The organism is Granulibacter bethesdensis (genome assembly GCF_001889525.1).
GTDB lineage: Bacteria > Pseudomonadota > Alphaproteobacteria > Acetobacterales > Acetobacteraceae > Granulibacter > Granulibacter bethesdensis_C.
The window spans coordinates 1747954-1763036 of sequence record NZ_CP018192.1 but is presented as its reverse complement, the minus strand read 5'-3'; the positions used below and the strand labels follow the sequence as shown (position 1 = coordinate 1763036).

The window sequence follows — 15083 nt, the reverse complement described above, 5'->3', positions numbered from 1 at the left end:
GCGCATGAGTCATCAAGCACTTTCCTCACCTTTGCCTTCCCCCCTGACCCCGCCGGAAAGCGATCTCCGCGGCCTGCCTTTCATGCCGCTGGATGTGGAGCGGCTGGCGGATAGCGATATGGTAGCGCTGTCCAGCGGGGATGAGTTCAAGGCTGCCCTGCTGCTGATCCTGAAAAGCTGGACCCAGCGCCCGGCGGGCAGCCTGCCGGATGATGACCGTGTGCTGGCCCGGCTGAGCGGGGCGGGCAATCGCTGGCCGAGGCTGCGGACCATGGCGCTGCATGGCTGGCAGCGTTGTGCGGATGGGCGGCTGTATCATGCGGTGGTGGCGGAAAAAGCCTGTCAGGCATGGGCGATGCGCCTTGCCCAGCGCAGCCGCGCCCGTGCCCGGTGGGAGAAACATGCTTCGCCCGCTTTGCCCCCGGATATGCAGGCGCAGATGCAAGGGACAGGGATAGAGACAGAGAGAGAAAAAAATCACCCTCTCCCTCATCAGACGGGGCCAGAAGGATGCCCTCTGCCACCGGGTTGGCAACCGGGAGAGGAAGAGCATCGCTTTGCCTCCTCTCTGGGGTTGAGGACGGAGGAGGTGTTGCCTCGGTTCCGGGATTACTGGCAGGCCCGGTCGGGGGCTTCCGGTCTGCGGCGGGATTGGCCGGCGACATGGCGCATCTGGTGCCGTGGCGATGCGGAGCGGTCGGCCTCCTCCTCTTCCCACACCACTTCCCACATCAGGCGCGGCAAAAAAGCCATCAGCCGTCAGGACGCCTTACTGAGGGAGCATGCGGCATGGCAGTCCGGGCCTGCGGCCTGCACCACGGGGGAGGAAACCCCCTGCGCCACCGGCGAGGAAACGCAATGACCCTTCCTCCCCGGTCTGATCCCCTCCCGCCGCATCAGCGCCTGATGGAGCGGCGCGACTGGTTTACGGCGCTGGCGCAGCTGACCTACCCGACCGATCCGGCGGAGGCTCTGCGGGCGTTCCGCGCCTACGCTCCTTTACTGAGGAGCATGCCGGATGCGGCCTTTACCGAAGCCAGTCTGGAACATGTCGCCTGTGCGCCGCGGCGGATGCAGATGCCGGGCTTTGATGATGTGCGCAACGGATTGTCGGCGTGGTGGCGGGCCCATCGTCCCCCCTCCCGCGCTTTGCCCCCGTCTGGAAGATTTTCGTCTCCTCCGATCCCGGAGCGCAAGCCACCCTCGCCAGAGGAAATCGACGCCGTCAGCGCTCTGCTGAGCGCATGGCGTCAGGAGCGTGCGGCGCGGGTCGAAGATCCGGCTTCCCCTTTCAGAACGCCTTTATCACGCAGGAAACCTACATCATGAGCTGTCTCTCCGCCCCGTCCGACCTTTCCCCGCGTATCCTGCGGGAAACGGTGATGCTGTCCCTGCAACAGGAAAATGCGCCGGGTGAGAAGGGAGAAGCCAGTCAGCCCCCTGCGATCCGGCTGCGTCGTCGTCGGGACGGGCTGCAACTGATGCATGCACGCGGCGATCTGCCGCAGGCCATGTTCTGCGCCGCCGAGCGGTTCCGCGATGAGTATGCGCGCGCGCAGGGTATTTCCACCGGATGTCGGATGACCTCTCTGGCGCTGGGGCGTGTGACGAATTCGGCAGGCCCGGGTCATGGGCCGGCTGAGCGGCAGCTTCTGGCGCTACGCCGCTGCCGTGCCGCCTTGTCGGCGGTGCCGGAGCGGTCGCGGGCGGTGTTCGCCTGGGTCGTGGTGGATTGGAAAACGCTGGGAGCGTACGAACAGGCGCATCATATGCGCAATGGACGTGCCCGCCCGTGGTTGATCGAGGCATTGGACGCGCTGGCCGATCATTATGCGGGGCGGCAACCTGCTTCCCCCTCAAAACCAGAGGAGGCGCGGTGAGGCTTCATCAGCTTCGCCACGCCTCTCTCTGTCTGCTGCACTCATCCTTTATCGGGGCCGGCGAGGGGAAGATCCGTCATTTTTCGCAGACATGCCTGATTTGTGGGCGTTTCTGCGGGCCCCACATCAGCTTGTCCTGACAGAAACCGGCCTCATGCGTATCCATGGTTTCTTCCATGACGGTCTGTCCGTTCAAGCCGTCATTGGTCGTGCCCGCGCAAGCCGCAGCGCCCACAAGCACAAAGGTAGCCAGAACAGCGTGAGTTATCATACCGCGGATATGGGTTTTGCCCTTGTTATTAGAAAGTACTGGGCTGGTAAAGACTGGCATTTTTATTCTCCCTTATCTTTATCGTTATCCTCAATATAAAGGGTGATTTCTTAAACAGTCTGTCTGGAATGTAAAAAAATATGACTGACCGGGGTTGGTAACAGGTGTTGATAAGTGGGAGGGATGCTTTCCTGCATCCGCCTGAAAAGATGCAATTCCAAAACGGTTTTGCCTGCCACTCTTAAAATAAAAGTTATCCTTTGTTCATCATGACAAAAAAATAGCCATTTCTTGATGCCATGCCATTCCGCAGGGCAGCGCTCGCTGAAAGAAAAAGGCGCTGTTTATCCGGCTATCAGGAAAAAAAATTACCTGACAGGAATTGTGGCACGCCAGTTGCTTTGTCGTTGGCAGACACATGCTTCGCCGTGGCGTGAACCCTTGAACGGGTGCTCGTGGGGGGAGCAAGGAAGCAGAGCGGGGGATCATAATGAAGATGGCAAAACAGGTTTCGGCACGTATGAAGCAGTCCGGAATCGTGATGAATTGGTCTCAACAGGTCAAAATAAGTCTGTTCGAAGCTGAAATAAAAGTTTGTGTCGGCTTTGTTCAATAACCGGGCTTTGGCTCCATGAAATTTTGGTAACGCCACTGTCATCCTGATGCAGCTTGCTGACACATGTCAGTGATTATTCGCAAATGGACGCAGGGGCGGAAGAAAATCTGAAAATATAGACAATAAAAAGGTTGTATCCGTGAACGGGAAAATGATCTGGCGGGCAACGACTGCACTCTGTTTCGGAACCGTTCTGTTCGGACTGGCGGGTCAAGGTCGCGCCCAGGTGCCGGAGGAACCGAAAGGGGACGAAATGCGCCCCACCATCAGCGAAATGCCGGCCGAGCAGCAGCAGGCGATCTCAGCCGCACAGAAGCCGAAACCCAAAGTCTCCTACTGGGATAATACGGAGGCACATCTGACCATTCAGGCCGGCATTACGGGTAACCCGTGGACCAAATCAGGCCGCAATTTCGGCCAGTTCTATGCCGACCGCGCCAACACGGTGACGCTGAACCAGATCATGGGAAATCTGTCGCATCCCATTCAGGATGTCGGCAAAGGCTATGGTGTGGGCTTCGTGTTCGAGATGATGTACGGCTCTGACGCCCGCTTCGACCCCACCATCGGTATGGCGGATGGCGTGCTGACCGGTCTGTATCAATGGGTGCCTACACAGGCGCATATCGATTTCCACCTGCCATGGATTACCAAGGGCGGCGTGGATATCCAGGTCGGCCAGATGTACGGTCTGCTGGGATCGGAAGGCACGCCCGCCTTGCTGCGGCCGTTCTATACGTTCAATTATGCTTCCGATTACATCGTCCCCTTCGAAATGGTCGGAGTGATGACGACGACCCACGTGACCGACAAGATGGATTTCATCCTCGGTATCAATGCGGGTAATTCCACCACCTTTGGCAATGCGGGCAATAACAGCCGCCCCAAGGGAACCATCGGTGCGCAGTGGAACAACCTGATGGACAACAAGCTGAACTTCCACTTGCTCGGTAATTTCGGCCCGCAGGGAAACAACAGCTATCCGGTGACATCACCCGACGGACTGTTCACCAGTGCCGGTGTCGGCCCCCGTGCCAATGACGAGATGCAGTATAATGTCGATTTCCTCGCCAGCTACAAGGTGAACCAGAAAACGACCGTGACGGTCGATGCCACCTATCTGCATGACGATCTGCTGCGGGCCGATGCGTATGGCGTCACCACCTATCTGGCCTATGATATCAATCCCAACCTGACCTTCAACGCCCGTGGTGAAGTATTTCGCGACAATACCGGTCTGATCATCGCTCAATATTCCAGCTTTACCTCCTTCACCCGTGCGATCAGCAACAAGCCGTTCCCCTACTTTGTGGCGCCCCCGACCACGTATGGCGAATTGACGCTGGGTGTGACTTATCGCCCGGATTTCGTGAACCGCCATATGTTCTGGGGAGGCAAGTTTACGGTGCGTCCGGAAATCCGCTACGATCGTTCGCTCAACGGCACCAACCCGTTCAATGAATCCGCAGTTCCCAGCGCGGCCAATGGGTATTTCCCTGTCGTGAATAACGGCACGAATGACATGCTGTGGTTCAACCTGGATATGATTGTGAATTTCTGATCGTGGTCTCAGCCTTGATCTGATAGTTTTTTCAGGTTTCTTCCCTTACTGTTTTGCCCGCTCCATGCCGGTTGTCCACCGGAATGGAGCGGTTTTTTTATGCCATGAGGACAGGATCAGGTCGGATGAGGCGCAGGCTCTGGAAGGCGGGTATGGCCATCATGCTGGCGGTGTGTCCCGTTATGACGGCCCGGACGGCGGCCCCGACGGCTGCCCCTACGGCGAGCCAGGCAGCGGAGACGCTGGTGTTCAGTTCTTCCAGCGGCCGGAAACAGTCGCTGTCTGCTGCCGGCTTGCTGGCACGGTCGGATGCACAATGGGTCACGGTGCAGGATGGTAGTTATGGCGCAACACGGCGGTATCGTGCTGTCAGCCTCGCAGCACTGCTGGGGAAAGAGGCAGATGACAGCGGCGTGCTGACCGCCACCGCCTCGGACGGGTTCAGCGCCGATCTGCCATTGCAAATGATCAGAGCGGCGTCACAGGATGCGTCTCAGCCGCAGCCATGGCTGGGGGTGGAGGATCCTCAACATCCATGGCCGCCTTTACCGGGTAAAAAAGCCAGTGCCGGACCATTTTACATCATCTGGAGCGGCGCAGGCGCGGAGCATGTCCCCAGTGAATACTGGCCGTATCGCATCACCCATTTGACCATCAGAACGGCACCGCTGGAGCGCTGGCCTCAACTGGCATTGTCACCGGATGCACCGGCACGAATCAAGCAGGGGCGGAAAGCTTTTATCGCTTTCTGTTTGCCCTGCCATCGGCTGAATGGCGCGGGGGATGGGTCGGTTGGGCCTGATCTTGGAAAACCCATGAATCCGACAGCCTATTTTCAGCGGCCAGCCTTGCATCGCTATATTCGTGATCCGGCTTCGGTACGGGACTGGCCGGGCCGGCAGATGCCGGGATTTAACACGAAAACCCTGCCGGATGAGATGATCGAGGCCATTATCGACTACATGGAAGGATTATAAACCCGTTATAAAGAAGCGATCTTGTTATGAGCGACGGATAAAAAAGGAAAAAAAGCTTGACTATCACCGGGATCATAAAGTAGGGTTTTTATATCAAATCGGAATTTTGTCCGGTTCGGAAGATTTTCCCTCAAATCCGGTCTTCGCAAACCCTGTGTGAAAACACGGGGTTTTTTGTATGCACGCTCGGACGGAACGACCCGAAGGATCAGGGCGTGACACGCTTTTCTCTTACAGATCGGCAGCAGAAATTCGTGGTGGCCTATGCCGCGCTGAAGGGCAATGCCGAGCAGGCTTATGCTGTCAGCTACGGTCCTGATCTCTCGCCGGCGCAGATTGCAGCGGGGGCAAGGCGCTGCCTCAACAGTGCCGCCATCCGTGCGGCTTTGGCGCATGAGGCGCAGCAAGAGACAGAAGCAGATAAAAAGAAAATGATGCAGCCTGTAACAAAGGAAAATATAGTAGCGGCTTTGGCGCGTCTGGCATTTTATGATGCGCGTGATGTGCTGGAATGGTCAGAGGACGGGTTGCGGGTCAAGGCCTCTTCCTCACTCGATGACGATACCGCTTTTGCGATCGAGGAAGTGGTTGAAACGCCACGTGGCCTGCGGGTCAAGCTGGCTGACAAACGCGCCGCTCTGGTTGAGCTGGGGCGAGCACTGGGATTGTTCAGGGAGGCTCCCTCCCGCGATCCAGCGCAGGCCATGAGCCGTGCGGAGATCGAGGCGGAACTGGATTCCCTCCGCGCCCATCAGAAAAAAACCTAGGATTTACCTGATATGTCGATGCAGGCGGTGGATACAGCGCTCAGACGGGAACTGGCGCTGCGTCGCCGCCTGCGCGATCTGGCAGCAAGGGAGAGCCTTCCGGAGTTTGCCCGCCTGGTTATGGCGGAACAGAATCTTTATCCGGCTGCGCATCATCATTTGCTGTTGAAAGAATTGCAGGCGGTGGCGCATGGAACAGTCGATCGTCTGTTGATCACCATGCCGCCCGGATCGGCGAAATCGACTTATGCCAGCCGTATTTTCCCTGCATGGTTGATGGCGCTGCAATCTGGAATTCGTGTGATCGGTGCCTCCCACACCGCCGATCTGGCTGATCATGTCAGTCGTGGCGTGCAATCCTGTCTGCGTGATTACGCTTCCATTCTTGGCACCGGATTGCGGCGTGAAAATGCAAGGGATTGGGAGGCGGAGAACGGATCGGCCTATAAGGCCGTTGGTATCGGCGGCCCGATTGCCGGACGGCGTGCCGATGTGGCAATCATCGATGATCCTGTCAAATCAAGGGCCGATGCCGATAGCCGTGCCTGCCGGGAGCGTGTGTGGAACTGGTTCGGGGCTGATCTGCGTACCCGTATGAAACCAGGTGGCCGCATCGTGGTGATCATGACACGGTGGCATGAGGATGATCTGGGCGGCCGCCTGTTGCTGCGTCAGGGATCGTCATGGCGCCGCGTCAATCTGCCGGCGCAGGCCGAGGACAATGATCCGCTGGGCCGTATACCGGGCGAATGGCTGTGGGGAGATGATTCCTACGGCTATGCCGGTGAATTGCAGCGTGTGAAAGCGGAGTACGAACGCGGTGGCGCGATGCGGGATTGGGCGGCGCTGTATCAGCAGCAGCCGCGCCCTGCGGAGGGTGCGTTGTTCAAAACGGCTGCTCTATCCTGCATTCTTGCAGCCCCTTTCTCTGTGCAATGGGTGCGGGCCTGGGATCTGGCGGCGACGCGCCAGACCGGCACCGGTGATCCCGACTGGACGGTGGGGGCGCGGCTGGGCCGCGATGCCGCGGGACGTTTTGTCATTGGCGATATCGTGCGTCTGCGTGGCGGGCCGGAGGATGTGACGCGCATCATCGCCGCCACGGCCAGCCGGGATGGCGTGTCGGTGCGCATTTCCATCCCGCGTGATCCCGGTCAGGCAGGCAAGGCACAGGCGGCTTATCTGGCGCGGATGCTCGGCGGTTATGTCGTCGAGACCTCGCCGGAGAGCGGCGATAAATCCACCCGCGCCATGCCGTTTGCGGCGCAGGTGAATGCGGGCAATGTCGATATGCTGCCGGGTGCATGGCAGGCGGCGTTGCTGGATGAGCTGGCGGGGTTTCCCTCAGCGAGACATGACGATCAGGTGGATGCGCTGTCCCGCGCTTTTCTGGCGCTGACGCAGGGGCGGGACACGCGGGCATCTTTCCTCGCCTATCTTTAAAAATCAGTTTTTATTCTGTGCAAGGATGCAATCATGGGCACGCGGCTCGATGATTATCTGTCCGGCGTGCTCGGTGCTGTGCAGCCGGGAACGCTGATGATGCCTGGCGACACGCGCGCGGCTGGTACGGTTTTATCAGCCTATCTTCAGGGAGGATTGGCGGCACGGATTGTCGATGCTCCGGCGGAAGATGCGCTGTCACGGGGTATCACTGTTCTATGCGATGGTGACGCGGCGGCGGAACAGGCGATGGCGGCGGAGATCGCCCGGTTGCATGTTCCGGCACGGATGACGGAGGCGTTGCGCTGGGCACGTCTGTTCGGTGGAGCAGCCGTGATGCTGTTCGCCGATGATGAGGTAGACCCACAGCGTCCTTTGCGCCTCTCTTCCCTGTCCGGCATTGCTGAACTACGGGTGTTCGATGCCGAGGAAATTACGGTGGATCAGCTTTACGATGATCCCGCCGATGCACGCTGTGGTCAGCCGATGGCGTATCGCGTGACACCGCGCGGTGGTGGCACGATGTTCACGGTGCATGAGACGCGGTTACTGCCTCTGCCGGGTGCGCCGCTGCCCCACGGCATGAGCAACGGTCTGCCCTGGCGCGGACGCTCGGTGCTGAGCGGATGTCTGGAGGAGGTTCAGCGTTATCAGGATGCGCTGCGGCTGTCTCGCGGCATGCTGGAACGCAAGCAACAGGCGGTGTTCGGTATGGCTGGCCTCGGGGAGCTGCTGCGTCAGGCGGCGATGGAGGCAGCTGATCCCGCGAACTCGCCCTTGCTGGAAAGCGTGCGGGAGCGTGTGCGCCGGGTCGATCTGGCGCGCAACGTGTTGAACACCGTGGTCATTGATGCCGGGGATCAGTGGCAGGTTCATGATCTCAATCTTTCCGGTGTCAGCGACCAGATTGAGGCATTCGAGATTTCCATTGCTGCCTGCACCGGTATTCCGGTGACGCATCTGTTCGGGCGTTCCGCCGCCGGTCAGAACGCGACCGGGGAAGGGGATCGGGAAGTGTATATCGCGGTGGTGCAGGCGATGCAGCGGCGCGTACTGGTCCCGCCACTGGAACGTCTGGTGTCCTTGCTATGGCAGCAGAGAGGATTGCGGGCTTCCATACCAGAGAGTTGGAAACTGGTTTTCCCGCCACAATGGATTCCCAGTGAAACGGAACAGGCCGATGCTGCGCTGAAAAACGCACAGGCCACTCTGGCCAGGGTGCAGGCGGAGGTGCAGGCGGAAACCTTGTCCGGCACCGCTTCAAAGACTCTCTGAGTCACAATTTTACAGTCAGGAGCAAGCATGATTACCGAGCGCCATGACATGGTGCCGCTGCCGCGCGCGCATCGCGATGATGACGGGTTCATCACCGATACGCCGGTACTGACGCGCACCGGCATTTTTACTTACACCGATCCGATGACGGGTGCGCAGCGGCGCGAATATCGTCCGCCGGAAGAAGTCTTTCATGCGGACAGTCTTTCCAGTTTCCGCGGGCGTCCGATCACGGTGGGTCATCCGCCACCGATATCGGGCCTGATCACCGCAGCCAATGCAGCGGGAGCAGTTGTCGGTACGGTAATGAGCGAGGGTCGGCAGGATGGAGAAAACCTTGTTGCCGACATTGTGATTCATGATACCGCTGCTGTCGATGAAGGTCTGCGTGATCTGTCCGTTGGCTATCGTCTCGATCTGGATGAAACGCCGGGTGAGGTGGATGGTGAACCCTATGATGCCGTGCAACGCGGCATTCGTGTCAATCACGTAGCCATTGTCCCGCGGGGGCGTGCGGGCAATGCACGGCTGAATCTGGATCGTGCCGATACGGCGCCCGCCTGCACGCCGGATTGTCCGCTTCATGCGGCACTGGCGGTGGTAACCGCGGAGCGGGATGCCGCCCGTGCCGATGCGGCGCGGCTGGAGCAGGAAAAAATAAGGCAGGCCCGTCAAAATCTGGAACAGGATGCTGCCGGTCTTGGTGTCAGGATCCATGATGATGCCTCCGATGATGAGCTGCGTATCGCTGTGATCCGCGCTGTGCGGGGCGATGCGCTGGTGCTGGAGGGGCAATCCTCCGCCTATCTGCAAGCTGCATTTGATCTCTGTGTGGCAGAGGCGCGGATGCAGGCAGGCGCGGTGCAGGCGCAGTACAGCGTCGCACAGCGCCGGGATGAAGCGGCATCCCGTCAGAAAACTCCGCTGAGTGCCTATGAAACCTACAAGGCGACCCTTTCCGCTGCGTGGCGTTCCACGCCGCCTTCCCATGCAGGAGAACACTGAACATGCCGCCGCTGCAAACCAGCTACGCCGCCCGTCATCCCGATGCGTATGAGGGCATGCAGGCCAATGCCGAACCGGTCACCATCCTGACCCGCATTGCCGACACCGACATCGCTTTTGGAAAACCCGTTGTTCAGGGTGTGAAAGATCAGAGCGTGCGTCTTCCTTCCGCGACCGCCGCGCGGTTTCTGGGGATCGCGCTCGCCGTGCATACCGTGCCTGCGCTGATGGGGCAGGCGGTGGATACCTATCCCGCCGGATCGCCGCTCTCCGTGCTCAACAAGGGTGTGATCTGGGTGCGTGTCGCCGCCGGCGTCAGCGCCGGTGCAGCCGCCTATCTGACCCCCGCCGGGGCGATCACGGCTGCATCCTCCAATAACACCGCCATTCCGAATGCGACCTTCGACACCAGCGCCCCTGCGGGCGGTCTGGCCCGTCTGCGTCTGTCCTGATCCTTACAAGAAAGTTCTGGAAGAATGAACAGCTCCCTTCAGCATACCCGGTTCGATGCGCAGACCGGACTGAGCTTTCTGGTCAGTCAGGCCGCCGCGCTGGAAGCCGAAATCTATCGCATTCAATATGCCGATATTCTGTATCCGTCCCTGATCCCGGTGGATACCACCGCGCCGGAATGGATCCAGGTGGTGGAATATGTTTCCGCCGACACGGTGGGCCGCGCCCAATGGTTCAACGGTCAGGCGCAGGATGTGCCGCGTGCCGATATCGTGCGCGACAGGCTGCGCGTCACTGTCTCCATGGCCGCGATCGGCTATGGTTATGATCTGGCCGAACTGGAACATGCACGCCAGTACGGCATCGATCTCGGCCCGGAAAAAGCTGAGGCGGCACGCCGTGCCTACGAGGAATTCGTCGATGACATCGTGCTGCGCGGCGATGCGGTGCGCGGGTTCAGCGGTTTGCTGTCTCATCCGGCGGTCACGGCGGGTACGGTGGCCAATGGAGCCTCCGGCAATCCGGACTGGGCGCATAAAACCGTTGATGAGATCATCGACGATGTGAATGCGGCGCTGACCGGTATCCAGACCGCATCGCTGCGGGTGGAGATGGCCGATACCGTGCTGTTGCCGGTGGATCGCTGGCTGAAGCTTTCCCAGACGCGCATTCCCGCCACCAGCGAGACCGCGCTGAGCTTCCTCGCCCGCACCAATATCTACACGCTGACCACCGGCCTGCCGCTGACTGTGCGCGGTATTCCTGGTCTGGAAAGCGCCGGAGCCTCCGGCGTCGGCCGCATGATCGTCTATCGTCGGGCGCCGGATGTGATGAAGCTGCATATCCCGATGCCGCTTCAGTTCCTCGCCCCCTGGCAGAGCGGGCCGATGCGGTTCGAGGTACCGGGGATTTTCCGTCTCGGCGGGGTCGATATCCGCAAGCCGGGTGCGATCCGCTATCTGGATGGGGTGTAGGCGATGGGTGACGCATCAGCGCCTTATCCGGCTCCGGTGCTGCTGGCTATTCTGGCACCGGAATTCGCCGATGTTCCGGCTCAGGCGGTGACGGATGCGCTGGGCGTGGCGGCGGCACATTGCCCCGCCACACTCTCCCCCGGTCGCAGGCAGGAGGCCATGGCGCTGTATGCGGCATGGCTGCTGAGCCTGCGCGCCTCTTCCCTGTCCGGTAGCGGGACCGCCGGTGCGGGGCAGGCGCTGCGGCGGGAAAAGGAAGGCGAGCTGGAGATTGAATATCTCCCGCGCGCCCTGACAGGCGCCGAAGCCGAGGCGGCAGGCAATTACCGGGCGCGGTATGAGGCGCTGCTGCGTCCTTTATCGACCGGTGCGGTTCTGACCGGGGAGCCGGGATGATGGATACGCTCGGAACGGCTTTATCCCGTCTGGAGGGGATGAGCCTGCGCATCGGCCCCAGAGAGCATGAGGGAGAGCGCGAGGATAATCAAACCGGAGATGTCGCCGCGGCCGTAGAGGCAGAGTTCGGTTCCGGCACCATGGCCGCGCGCCCTTATCTGCGCGCTTTCACCGACGCGCAGGCCGACCGCATCGCCGATGCCTGTGCGGAGGCTGCTGCCCTCGCGCTGGGGGGTGGTGAGCCGGAGGAGTGGTTGCTGGATCAGATATCGGCCCTGGTCGATGGCCGGTTTCCCGTCAGTATGGGGGATGAGGCATGAAAACCAGTTTCCGCCAGTCTTTGACGGTATTGAGGGAAGGAACGGGCAGCTATGTTGCCGGCCGTTTCGTCCCGGCTTCTCCGGTGACACAGACCATCTCTGCCACGGTGCAGCCTGCCTCCGTCAGTGATGCAGAGCAGATACAGCCTCTGCCCGGTGGTCAGGCGATCACTGCGCTGATCCGGATTTATACCGATGCCGTACTGGGTATCGGGAATGCATCCAGTCAGCGCGGAGATTGCGTGCTGTATACCACCGCCGGAGACACCGCTCCGCGCCGTTATCGCATCATCGCGCGGCAATCCTGGGATGCCGGGATGCGGGTGGATCATCACCGTTACCTCGCCTCACTCGAACCGTAAGGGAGTTCCATCATGCTGGATGATGGCACGGTGCACGGTTTCGTGCAGCCGATGCTCGACTGCGCGCTGATCTGGGCGGAGCAGAATGCACCCCGCCCGGCTTTTCCATACGCCACCCTGCGCTGGCTGCGCAGTGAGGAGGGGAGCAGACCCATCGCACGGCCTTGGTATGGCGCCGTCAATGCGGATGGGCTGATGGTGGTGGAAACACCCATGCAGGACACGCTGGAAATTCAGGTTTTCGGCCCGTCTGCACTGAATACTCTGGATACGCTGCGTCAGAGACTGGGTTTCCCCACCACGCAGGACAATGCCTTTCTGCATGGCATTGCCGTGCTGTCCTGCGGCCCCGTCCTCAATATCTCCGCCTTGCTGGAGACGACATGGGAGGAGCGGGCGGCCATGGAGTTGACGCTCGGTCATGTCATGCGTGGCGCGGATGCGGTCGGCCTGATCGAAAAGGTTCAGGCTACCGGAACATTGCCGGGGGGCGGTGCGCCAGTCCCCCTTTCCCTGAACATCGAAATGGAGACGCCGCATGGCTAATCTCGATCGCCTCGTCACGGTCAATATTCTGCTGCAATCTGCTTCCGTGAATACGCAGAGTTTCAGCGATATGCTGATCGTGCTGAAAAGCACTGCCTCTCTGCCGCGCACGGGTATTATCACCTCTGCCAGTGATCTGCTGTCTGCTCCGTACGGGCTGACGGCCACGCATCCGGCCTATCTTGCCGCCGCGGATGCGTTCAGCGTGACACCGCATATCTCACAGATTTATATCGGCTTCTGGGATGGCAGCAGCCAGAATGAAACACTGACGGCCGCACTCTCGGCCATGAAGACCAGCGATAATAGCTGGTACGGCCTGATCCTGCCGAGCCGTGACAAAAACACCATTCTGGAAGCCGCGGCATGGACCGAAGCCAATGGTAAACTTTTCGGCACGGCGATTGCGGAAACTGATGCGCTGGACTCGACCAAGACCACCGATACGCTATCGCTGCTGAAGGCTGCAAATTACTTCCGCACCTTCTGCTTCTATCATGCAGCAGCGGCGACCGATTTCCCGGATGCGGCGGTGATGTCGAAAATGTTCACCCTCTATCCGGGTCAGGAAAGCTGGGCCAACTGCACGCTGCCCGGTGTCAGCGCCGATACGCTGGGGGAAGGACAGAGCAGCGCCGTGCGCGGCAAGAACGGTAACACGTTCGAAAGCTTCCGCAATGTCACCATCACCCAGGGCGGAAAAACCACAGGTGGCGAGTGGATCGATGTCATCCGCTTCCGCGACTGGTTGCAGGAAGAGATCAAGACCAGCGTGTTCCAGCTGATGGTCGATAACCGTATTCCTTATACCGATCAGGGTATTCTGATGGTGAAAAGCAAGGTGCAGGCGGCACTCGATCTGGGTGTGCGCCGGGGCGGGATCGCGCCGCCGGAGCTGGATGGTAATAACAACCCGATTCCTTCCTACACGATTTCGGTTCCGCTTTCTGCCAATATTTCCGCCAATACCAAAGCAAGTCGTGTTCTGCGTGACATCAGTTTCCGGGCGCGTCTGGCTGGGGCGGTGCATCTGGTCCAGATCAACGGCACGTTGTCCTACACAATCTGAGCACAGAAATTTCCATTTTTTGAGGAATGATGATCATGGCAGGCAATGTCTATAATTATTCTCCGTCCAATGTGTACGTCGTGATCGGTGGTGTAGCGATCAGCGGTTTTTCCAGCGACAAGTTCATTACGGTCGATGAACAGAGCGCCGGCTTCGATTCCAGCGTTGGTGCGGATGGGGAAGTCATGCGCAGTTTCAGTGTTGATCCGCGGGTCAAGATCACGCTGACCCTGCTGCAAAGCAGCCCGAGCAACGAGCATCTTGATGCGCTGTATACGGCGGATCGTCTGTCGAATGGCAGCATTCCGGTGCCGATCCTGATCGAGGATCTGGGGGGTGGGCTGCTGTTCTCCGCCGGTACCTGCTGGATCAATGGCCGGGCCGGTCATGAGCGCAGCGCGAAGGGAAGCACGCGGGTCTGGAGCATTACGGCGGTGTCCCCGCAGCTCGCCACAGCTTTCCGTAAATCCTGAAGGTCATGAAAGCCATGTTGCAAGGCGGATCAATTCAGGAAGGACGCGAGAGCGTTACGATCGGTGCACAGGTTTATCACATCAAGCGGTTCGATCCGTTTCGTGCGCTGCGTATTCTCGGCTCGCTGCAAGGGGTGTTGCTGGCGCCCTTTGCCGCGCTGATGGACACGGCGCGGGGAGAGGAAGCCATCATGCAGGGCCTGCGCGATCTCTCGCGCGGGCTGGAGGGAGAGGCGCTGGAAAAACTGGCGCGTCTTCTGCTCGACCCGGATTGTATCGCGGTGGGGGATGATCCTGCCACGGCGCGTCGTCTGAGTCATGCCATGGCCGGTTCGGTGTTCTCCGACGTGTCGGAGGCCATCGAGCTGTGCATGGAGGTGGTGAGGATCAACTACGCGGGTTTTTTCGAGCGCGGCAGAACCCTCATTGGACAGGTTCTGCCGAATGGGACGAACCGCAAACCGGCAATGGAAGCGGCGGACAGCTCTCTGAAGAACTGAGGTCGGAACTCCTGATCTGGCGTCCCCTTCTGGCCGGGCATGTCTCGCTGGGCGAGCTGCGTGGCGGGGTGGTGACGCTGGATGACCTGCTGAAGCTGAACGCATTGCTGGACATGCGCGCGCAGCAGCATGCGGCGGCCAGACGCGAGCAGATGGGGCGTAACCGGACAGACGGAACGGCAAGAAGGAGTTAGG

General features: G+C 60.0%; 20 protein-coding genes. 19 read left to right on the top strand and 1 reads right to left on the bottom strand.

From position 1 onward, the window contains the following. Positions 1-4 precede the first annotated feature (4 nt). Genes GbCGDNIH6_RS12585 through GbCGDNIH6_RS08025 form a run of 3 tightly spaced genes read left to right on the top strand, consistent with a single transcriptional unit; the run spans position 5 to position 1880 of the window. Complete coding sequence (locus GbCGDNIH6_RS12585; protein ID WP_072563507.1) at positions 5-862, top strand: YdaU family protein; 858 nt, start codon at positions 5-7, stop codon at positions 860-862. Then, positions 859-1329, top strand: a complete 471-nt coding sequence (locus GbCGDNIH6_RS08030) for a hypothetical protein (RefSeq protein WP_072563506.1) — start codon at positions 859-861, stop codon at positions 1327-1329. The genes GbCGDNIH6_RS12585 and GbCGDNIH6_RS08030 overlap by 4 nt, the downstream gene beginning before the upstream one ends. Continuing rightward, positions 1326-1880: a DUF6456 domain-containing protein gene (locus GbCGDNIH6_RS08025; RefSeq protein ID WP_072563505.1), complete on the top strand. Its 555-nt coding sequence runs from the start codon at positions 1326-1328 to the stop codon at positions 1878-1880. Before GbCGDNIH6_RS08030 ends, GbCGDNIH6_RS08025 begins: the two co-directional genes overlap by 4 nt. A 76-nt stretch (positions 1881-1956) precedes the next feature. On the opposite strand, the gene GbCGDNIH6_RS08020 is transcribed toward GbCGDNIH6_RS08025, so the two are convergent. Continuing rightward, a complete protein-coding gene (locus tag GbCGDNIH6_RS08020; protein ID WP_072563504.1) occupies positions 1957-2211 on the bottom strand; it encodes a hypothetical protein in 255 nt (84 codons plus the stop codon). Positions 2212-2918: 707 nt separating this feature from the next. Between GbCGDNIH6_RS08020 and GbCGDNIH6_RS08015 the strand changes: the two genes are divergently transcribed. The 16 genes from GbCGDNIH6_RS08015 (at position 2919) to GbCGDNIH6_RS12685 (ending at position 15082) form a co-directional block, all read left to right on the top strand. Further along, positions 2919-4328: an outer membrane beta-barrel protein gene (locus GbCGDNIH6_RS08015; protein ID WP_081370040.1), complete on the top strand. Its 1410-nt coding sequence runs from the start codon at positions 2919-2921 to the stop codon at positions 4326-4328. 125 nt (positions 4329-4453) lie between these two features. Next, positions 4454-5305: a cytochrome c gene (locus GbCGDNIH6_RS08010; protein ID WP_198355733.1), complete on the top strand. Its 852-nt coding sequence runs from the start codon at positions 4454-4456 to the stop codon at positions 5303-5305. Between the two features lie 215 nt (positions 5306-5520). After that, positions 5521-6072: a terminase small subunit gene (locus tag GbCGDNIH6_RS08005; protein ID WP_072563502.1), complete on the top strand. Its 552-nt coding sequence runs from the start codon at positions 5521-5523 to the stop codon at positions 6070-6072. A gap of 12 nt (positions 6073-6084) precedes the next feature. Next, on the top strand, positions 6085-7515 hold the full coding sequence (terL, locus tag GbCGDNIH6_RS08000; RefSeq protein WP_081370038.1) for a phage terminase large subunit: 1431 nt from the start codon (positions 6085-6087) through the stop codon (positions 7513-7515). 33 nt (positions 7516-7548) lie between these two features. Further along, on the top strand, positions 7549-8790 hold the full coding sequence (locus tag GbCGDNIH6_RS07995) for a phage portal protein (RefSeq protein ID WP_072563500.1): 1242 nt from the start codon (positions 7549-7551) through the stop codon (positions 8788-8790). 27 nt (positions 8791-8817) lie between these two features. Continuing rightward, on the top strand, positions 8818-9795 hold the full coding sequence (locus GbCGDNIH6_RS07990; RefSeq protein ID WP_072563499.1) for a DUF2213 domain-containing protein: 978 nt from the start codon (positions 8818-8820) through the stop codon (positions 9793-9795). Positions 9796-9797: 2 nt separating this feature from the next. Continuing rightward, positions 9798-10247: a structural cement protein Gp24 gene (locus GbCGDNIH6_RS07985; protein ID WP_072563498.1), complete on the top strand. Its 450-nt coding sequence runs from the start codon at positions 9798-9800 to the stop codon at positions 10245-10247. Between the two features lie 24 nt (positions 10248-10271). Then, a complete protein-coding gene (locus tag GbCGDNIH6_RS07980; protein WP_072563497.1) occupies positions 10272-11222 on the top strand; it encodes a DUF2184 domain-containing protein in 951 nt (316 codons plus the stop codon). A 3-nt stretch (positions 11223-11225) separates the two neighbouring features. After that, positions 11226-11618, top strand: coding sequence for a DUF4054 domain-containing protein (locus GbCGDNIH6_RS07975; RefSeq protein WP_072563496.1), 393 nt, complete (start codon positions 11226-11228; stop codon positions 11616-11618). Continuing rightward, the gene (locus GbCGDNIH6_RS07970; protein WP_072563495.1) at positions 11615-11938 is read left to right on the top strand and encodes a hypothetical protein; all 324 of its coding nucleotides are present in this window, start codon (positions 11615-11617) and stop codon (positions 11936-11938) included. Before GbCGDNIH6_RS07975 ends, GbCGDNIH6_RS07970 begins: the two co-directional genes overlap by 4 nt. Further along, complete coding sequence (locus GbCGDNIH6_RS07965) at positions 11935-12300, top strand: hypothetical protein (protein ID WP_072563494.1); 366 nt, start codon at positions 11935-11937, stop codon at positions 12298-12300. The genes GbCGDNIH6_RS07970 and GbCGDNIH6_RS07965 overlap by 4 nt, the downstream gene beginning before the upstream one ends. 12 nt (positions 12301-12312) lie before the next feature. Then, a complete protein-coding gene (locus tag GbCGDNIH6_RS07960) occupies positions 12313-12846 on the top strand; it encodes a phage neck terminator protein (RefSeq protein WP_072563493.1) in 534 nt (177 codons plus the stop codon). Continuing rightward, entirely contained in the window at positions 12839-13915 is a 1077-nt protein-coding gene (locus tag GbCGDNIH6_RS07955) for a DUF3383 family protein (protein WP_072563492.1), read from the top strand. The genes GbCGDNIH6_RS07960 and GbCGDNIH6_RS07955 overlap by 8 nt, the downstream gene beginning before the upstream one ends. Before the next feature lie 35 nt (positions 13916-13950). Further along, entirely contained in the window at positions 13951-14388 is a 438-nt protein-coding gene (locus tag GbCGDNIH6_RS07950; RefSeq protein ID WP_025320354.1) for a phage structural protein, read from the top strand. A gap of 5 nt (positions 14389-14393) precedes the next feature. After that, positions 14394-14888 (top strand): phage tail assembly chaperone, encoded by a 495-nt coding sequence (locus GbCGDNIH6_RS12440; protein ID WP_157692377.1) that lies wholly within the window; start codon positions 14394-14396, stop codon positions 14886-14888. Positions 14889-14959: 71 nt separating this feature from the next. After that, positions 14960-15082: a hypothetical protein gene (locus tag GbCGDNIH6_RS12685; RefSeq protein WP_269765623.1), complete on the top strand. Its 123-nt coding sequence runs from the start codon at positions 14960-14962 to the stop codon at positions 15080-15082. Position 15083 lies beyond the last annotated feature (1 nt).

Bases quoted from the DNA above. Each gene is read 5' to 3' on its own strand.
- GbCGDNIH6_RS07955 (WP_072563492.1), top strand. From the start codon at position 12,839: ATGGCTAATCTCGATCGCCTCGTCACGGTCAATATTCTGCTGCAATCT.
- GbCGDNIH6_RS07990 (WP_072563499.1), top strand. From the start codon at position 8,818: ATGATTACCGAGCGCCATGACATGGTGCCGCTGCCGCGCGCGCATCGC.
- GbCGDNIH6_RS08030 (WP_072563506.1), top strand. From the start codon at position 859: ATGACCCTTCCTCCCCGGTCTGATCCCCTCCCGCCGCATCAGCGCCTG.
- GbCGDNIH6_RS08025 (WP_072563505.1), top strand. From the start codon at position 1,326: ATGAGCTGTCTCTCCGCCCCGTCCGACCTTTCCCCGCGTATCCTGCGG.
- GbCGDNIH6_RS08015 (WP_081370040.1), top strand. From the start codon at position 2,919: ATGATCTGGCGGGCAACGACTGCACTCTGTTTCGGAACCGTTCTGTTC.
- GbCGDNIH6_RS07985 (WP_072563498.1), top strand. From the start codon at position 9,798: ATGCCGCCGCTGCAAACCAGCTACGCCGCCCGTCATCCCGATGCGTAT.
- GbCGDNIH6_RS12440 (WP_157692377.1), top strand. From the start codon at position 14,394: ATGAAAGCCATGTTGCAAGGCGGATCAATTCAGGAAGGACGCGAGAGC.
- GbCGDNIH6_RS08020 (WP_072563504.1), bottom strand. From the start codon at position 2,211: ATGCCAGTCTTTACCAGCCCAGTACTTTCTAATAACAAGGGCAAAACC.
- GbCGDNIH6_RS07995 (WP_072563500.1), top strand. From the start codon at position 7,549: ATGGGCACGCGGCTCGATGATTATCTGTCCGGCGTGCTCGGTGCTGTG.
- GbCGDNIH6_RS07950 (WP_025320354.1), top strand. From the start codon at position 13,951: ATGGCAGGCAATGTCTATAATTATTCTCCGTCCAATGTGTACGTCGTG.
- GbCGDNIH6_RS07970 (WP_072563495.1), top strand. From the start codon at position 11,615: ATGATGGATACGCTCGGAACGGCTTTATCCCGTCTGGAGGGGATGAGC.
- GbCGDNIH6_RS07965 (WP_072563494.1), top strand. From the start codon at position 11,935: ATGAAAACCAGTTTCCGCCAGTCTTTGACGGTATTGAGGGAAGGAACG.
- GbCGDNIH6_RS07980 (WP_072563497.1), top strand. From the start codon at position 10,272: ATGAACAGCTCCCTTCAGCATACCCGGTTCGATGCGCAGACCGGACTG.
- GbCGDNIH6_RS12585 (WP_072563507.1), top strand. From the start codon at position 5: ATGAGTCATCAAGCACTTTCCTCACCTTTGCCTTCCCCCCTGACCCCG.
- terL (WP_081370038.1), top strand. From the start codon at position 6,085: ATGTCGATGCAGGCGGTGGATACAGCGCTCAGACGGGAACTGGCGCTG.
- GbCGDNIH6_RS08010 (WP_198355733.1), top strand. From the start codon at position 4,454: ATGAGGCGCAGGCTCTGGAAGGCGGGTATGGCCATCATGCTGGCGGTG.
- GbCGDNIH6_RS07975 (WP_072563496.1), top strand. From the start codon at position 11,226: ATGGGTGACGCATCAGCGCCTTATCCGGCTCCGGTGCTGCTGGCTATT.
- GbCGDNIH6_RS07960 (WP_072563493.1), top strand. From the start codon at position 12,313: ATGCTGGATGATGGCACGGTGCACGGTTTCGTGCAGCCGATGCTCGAC.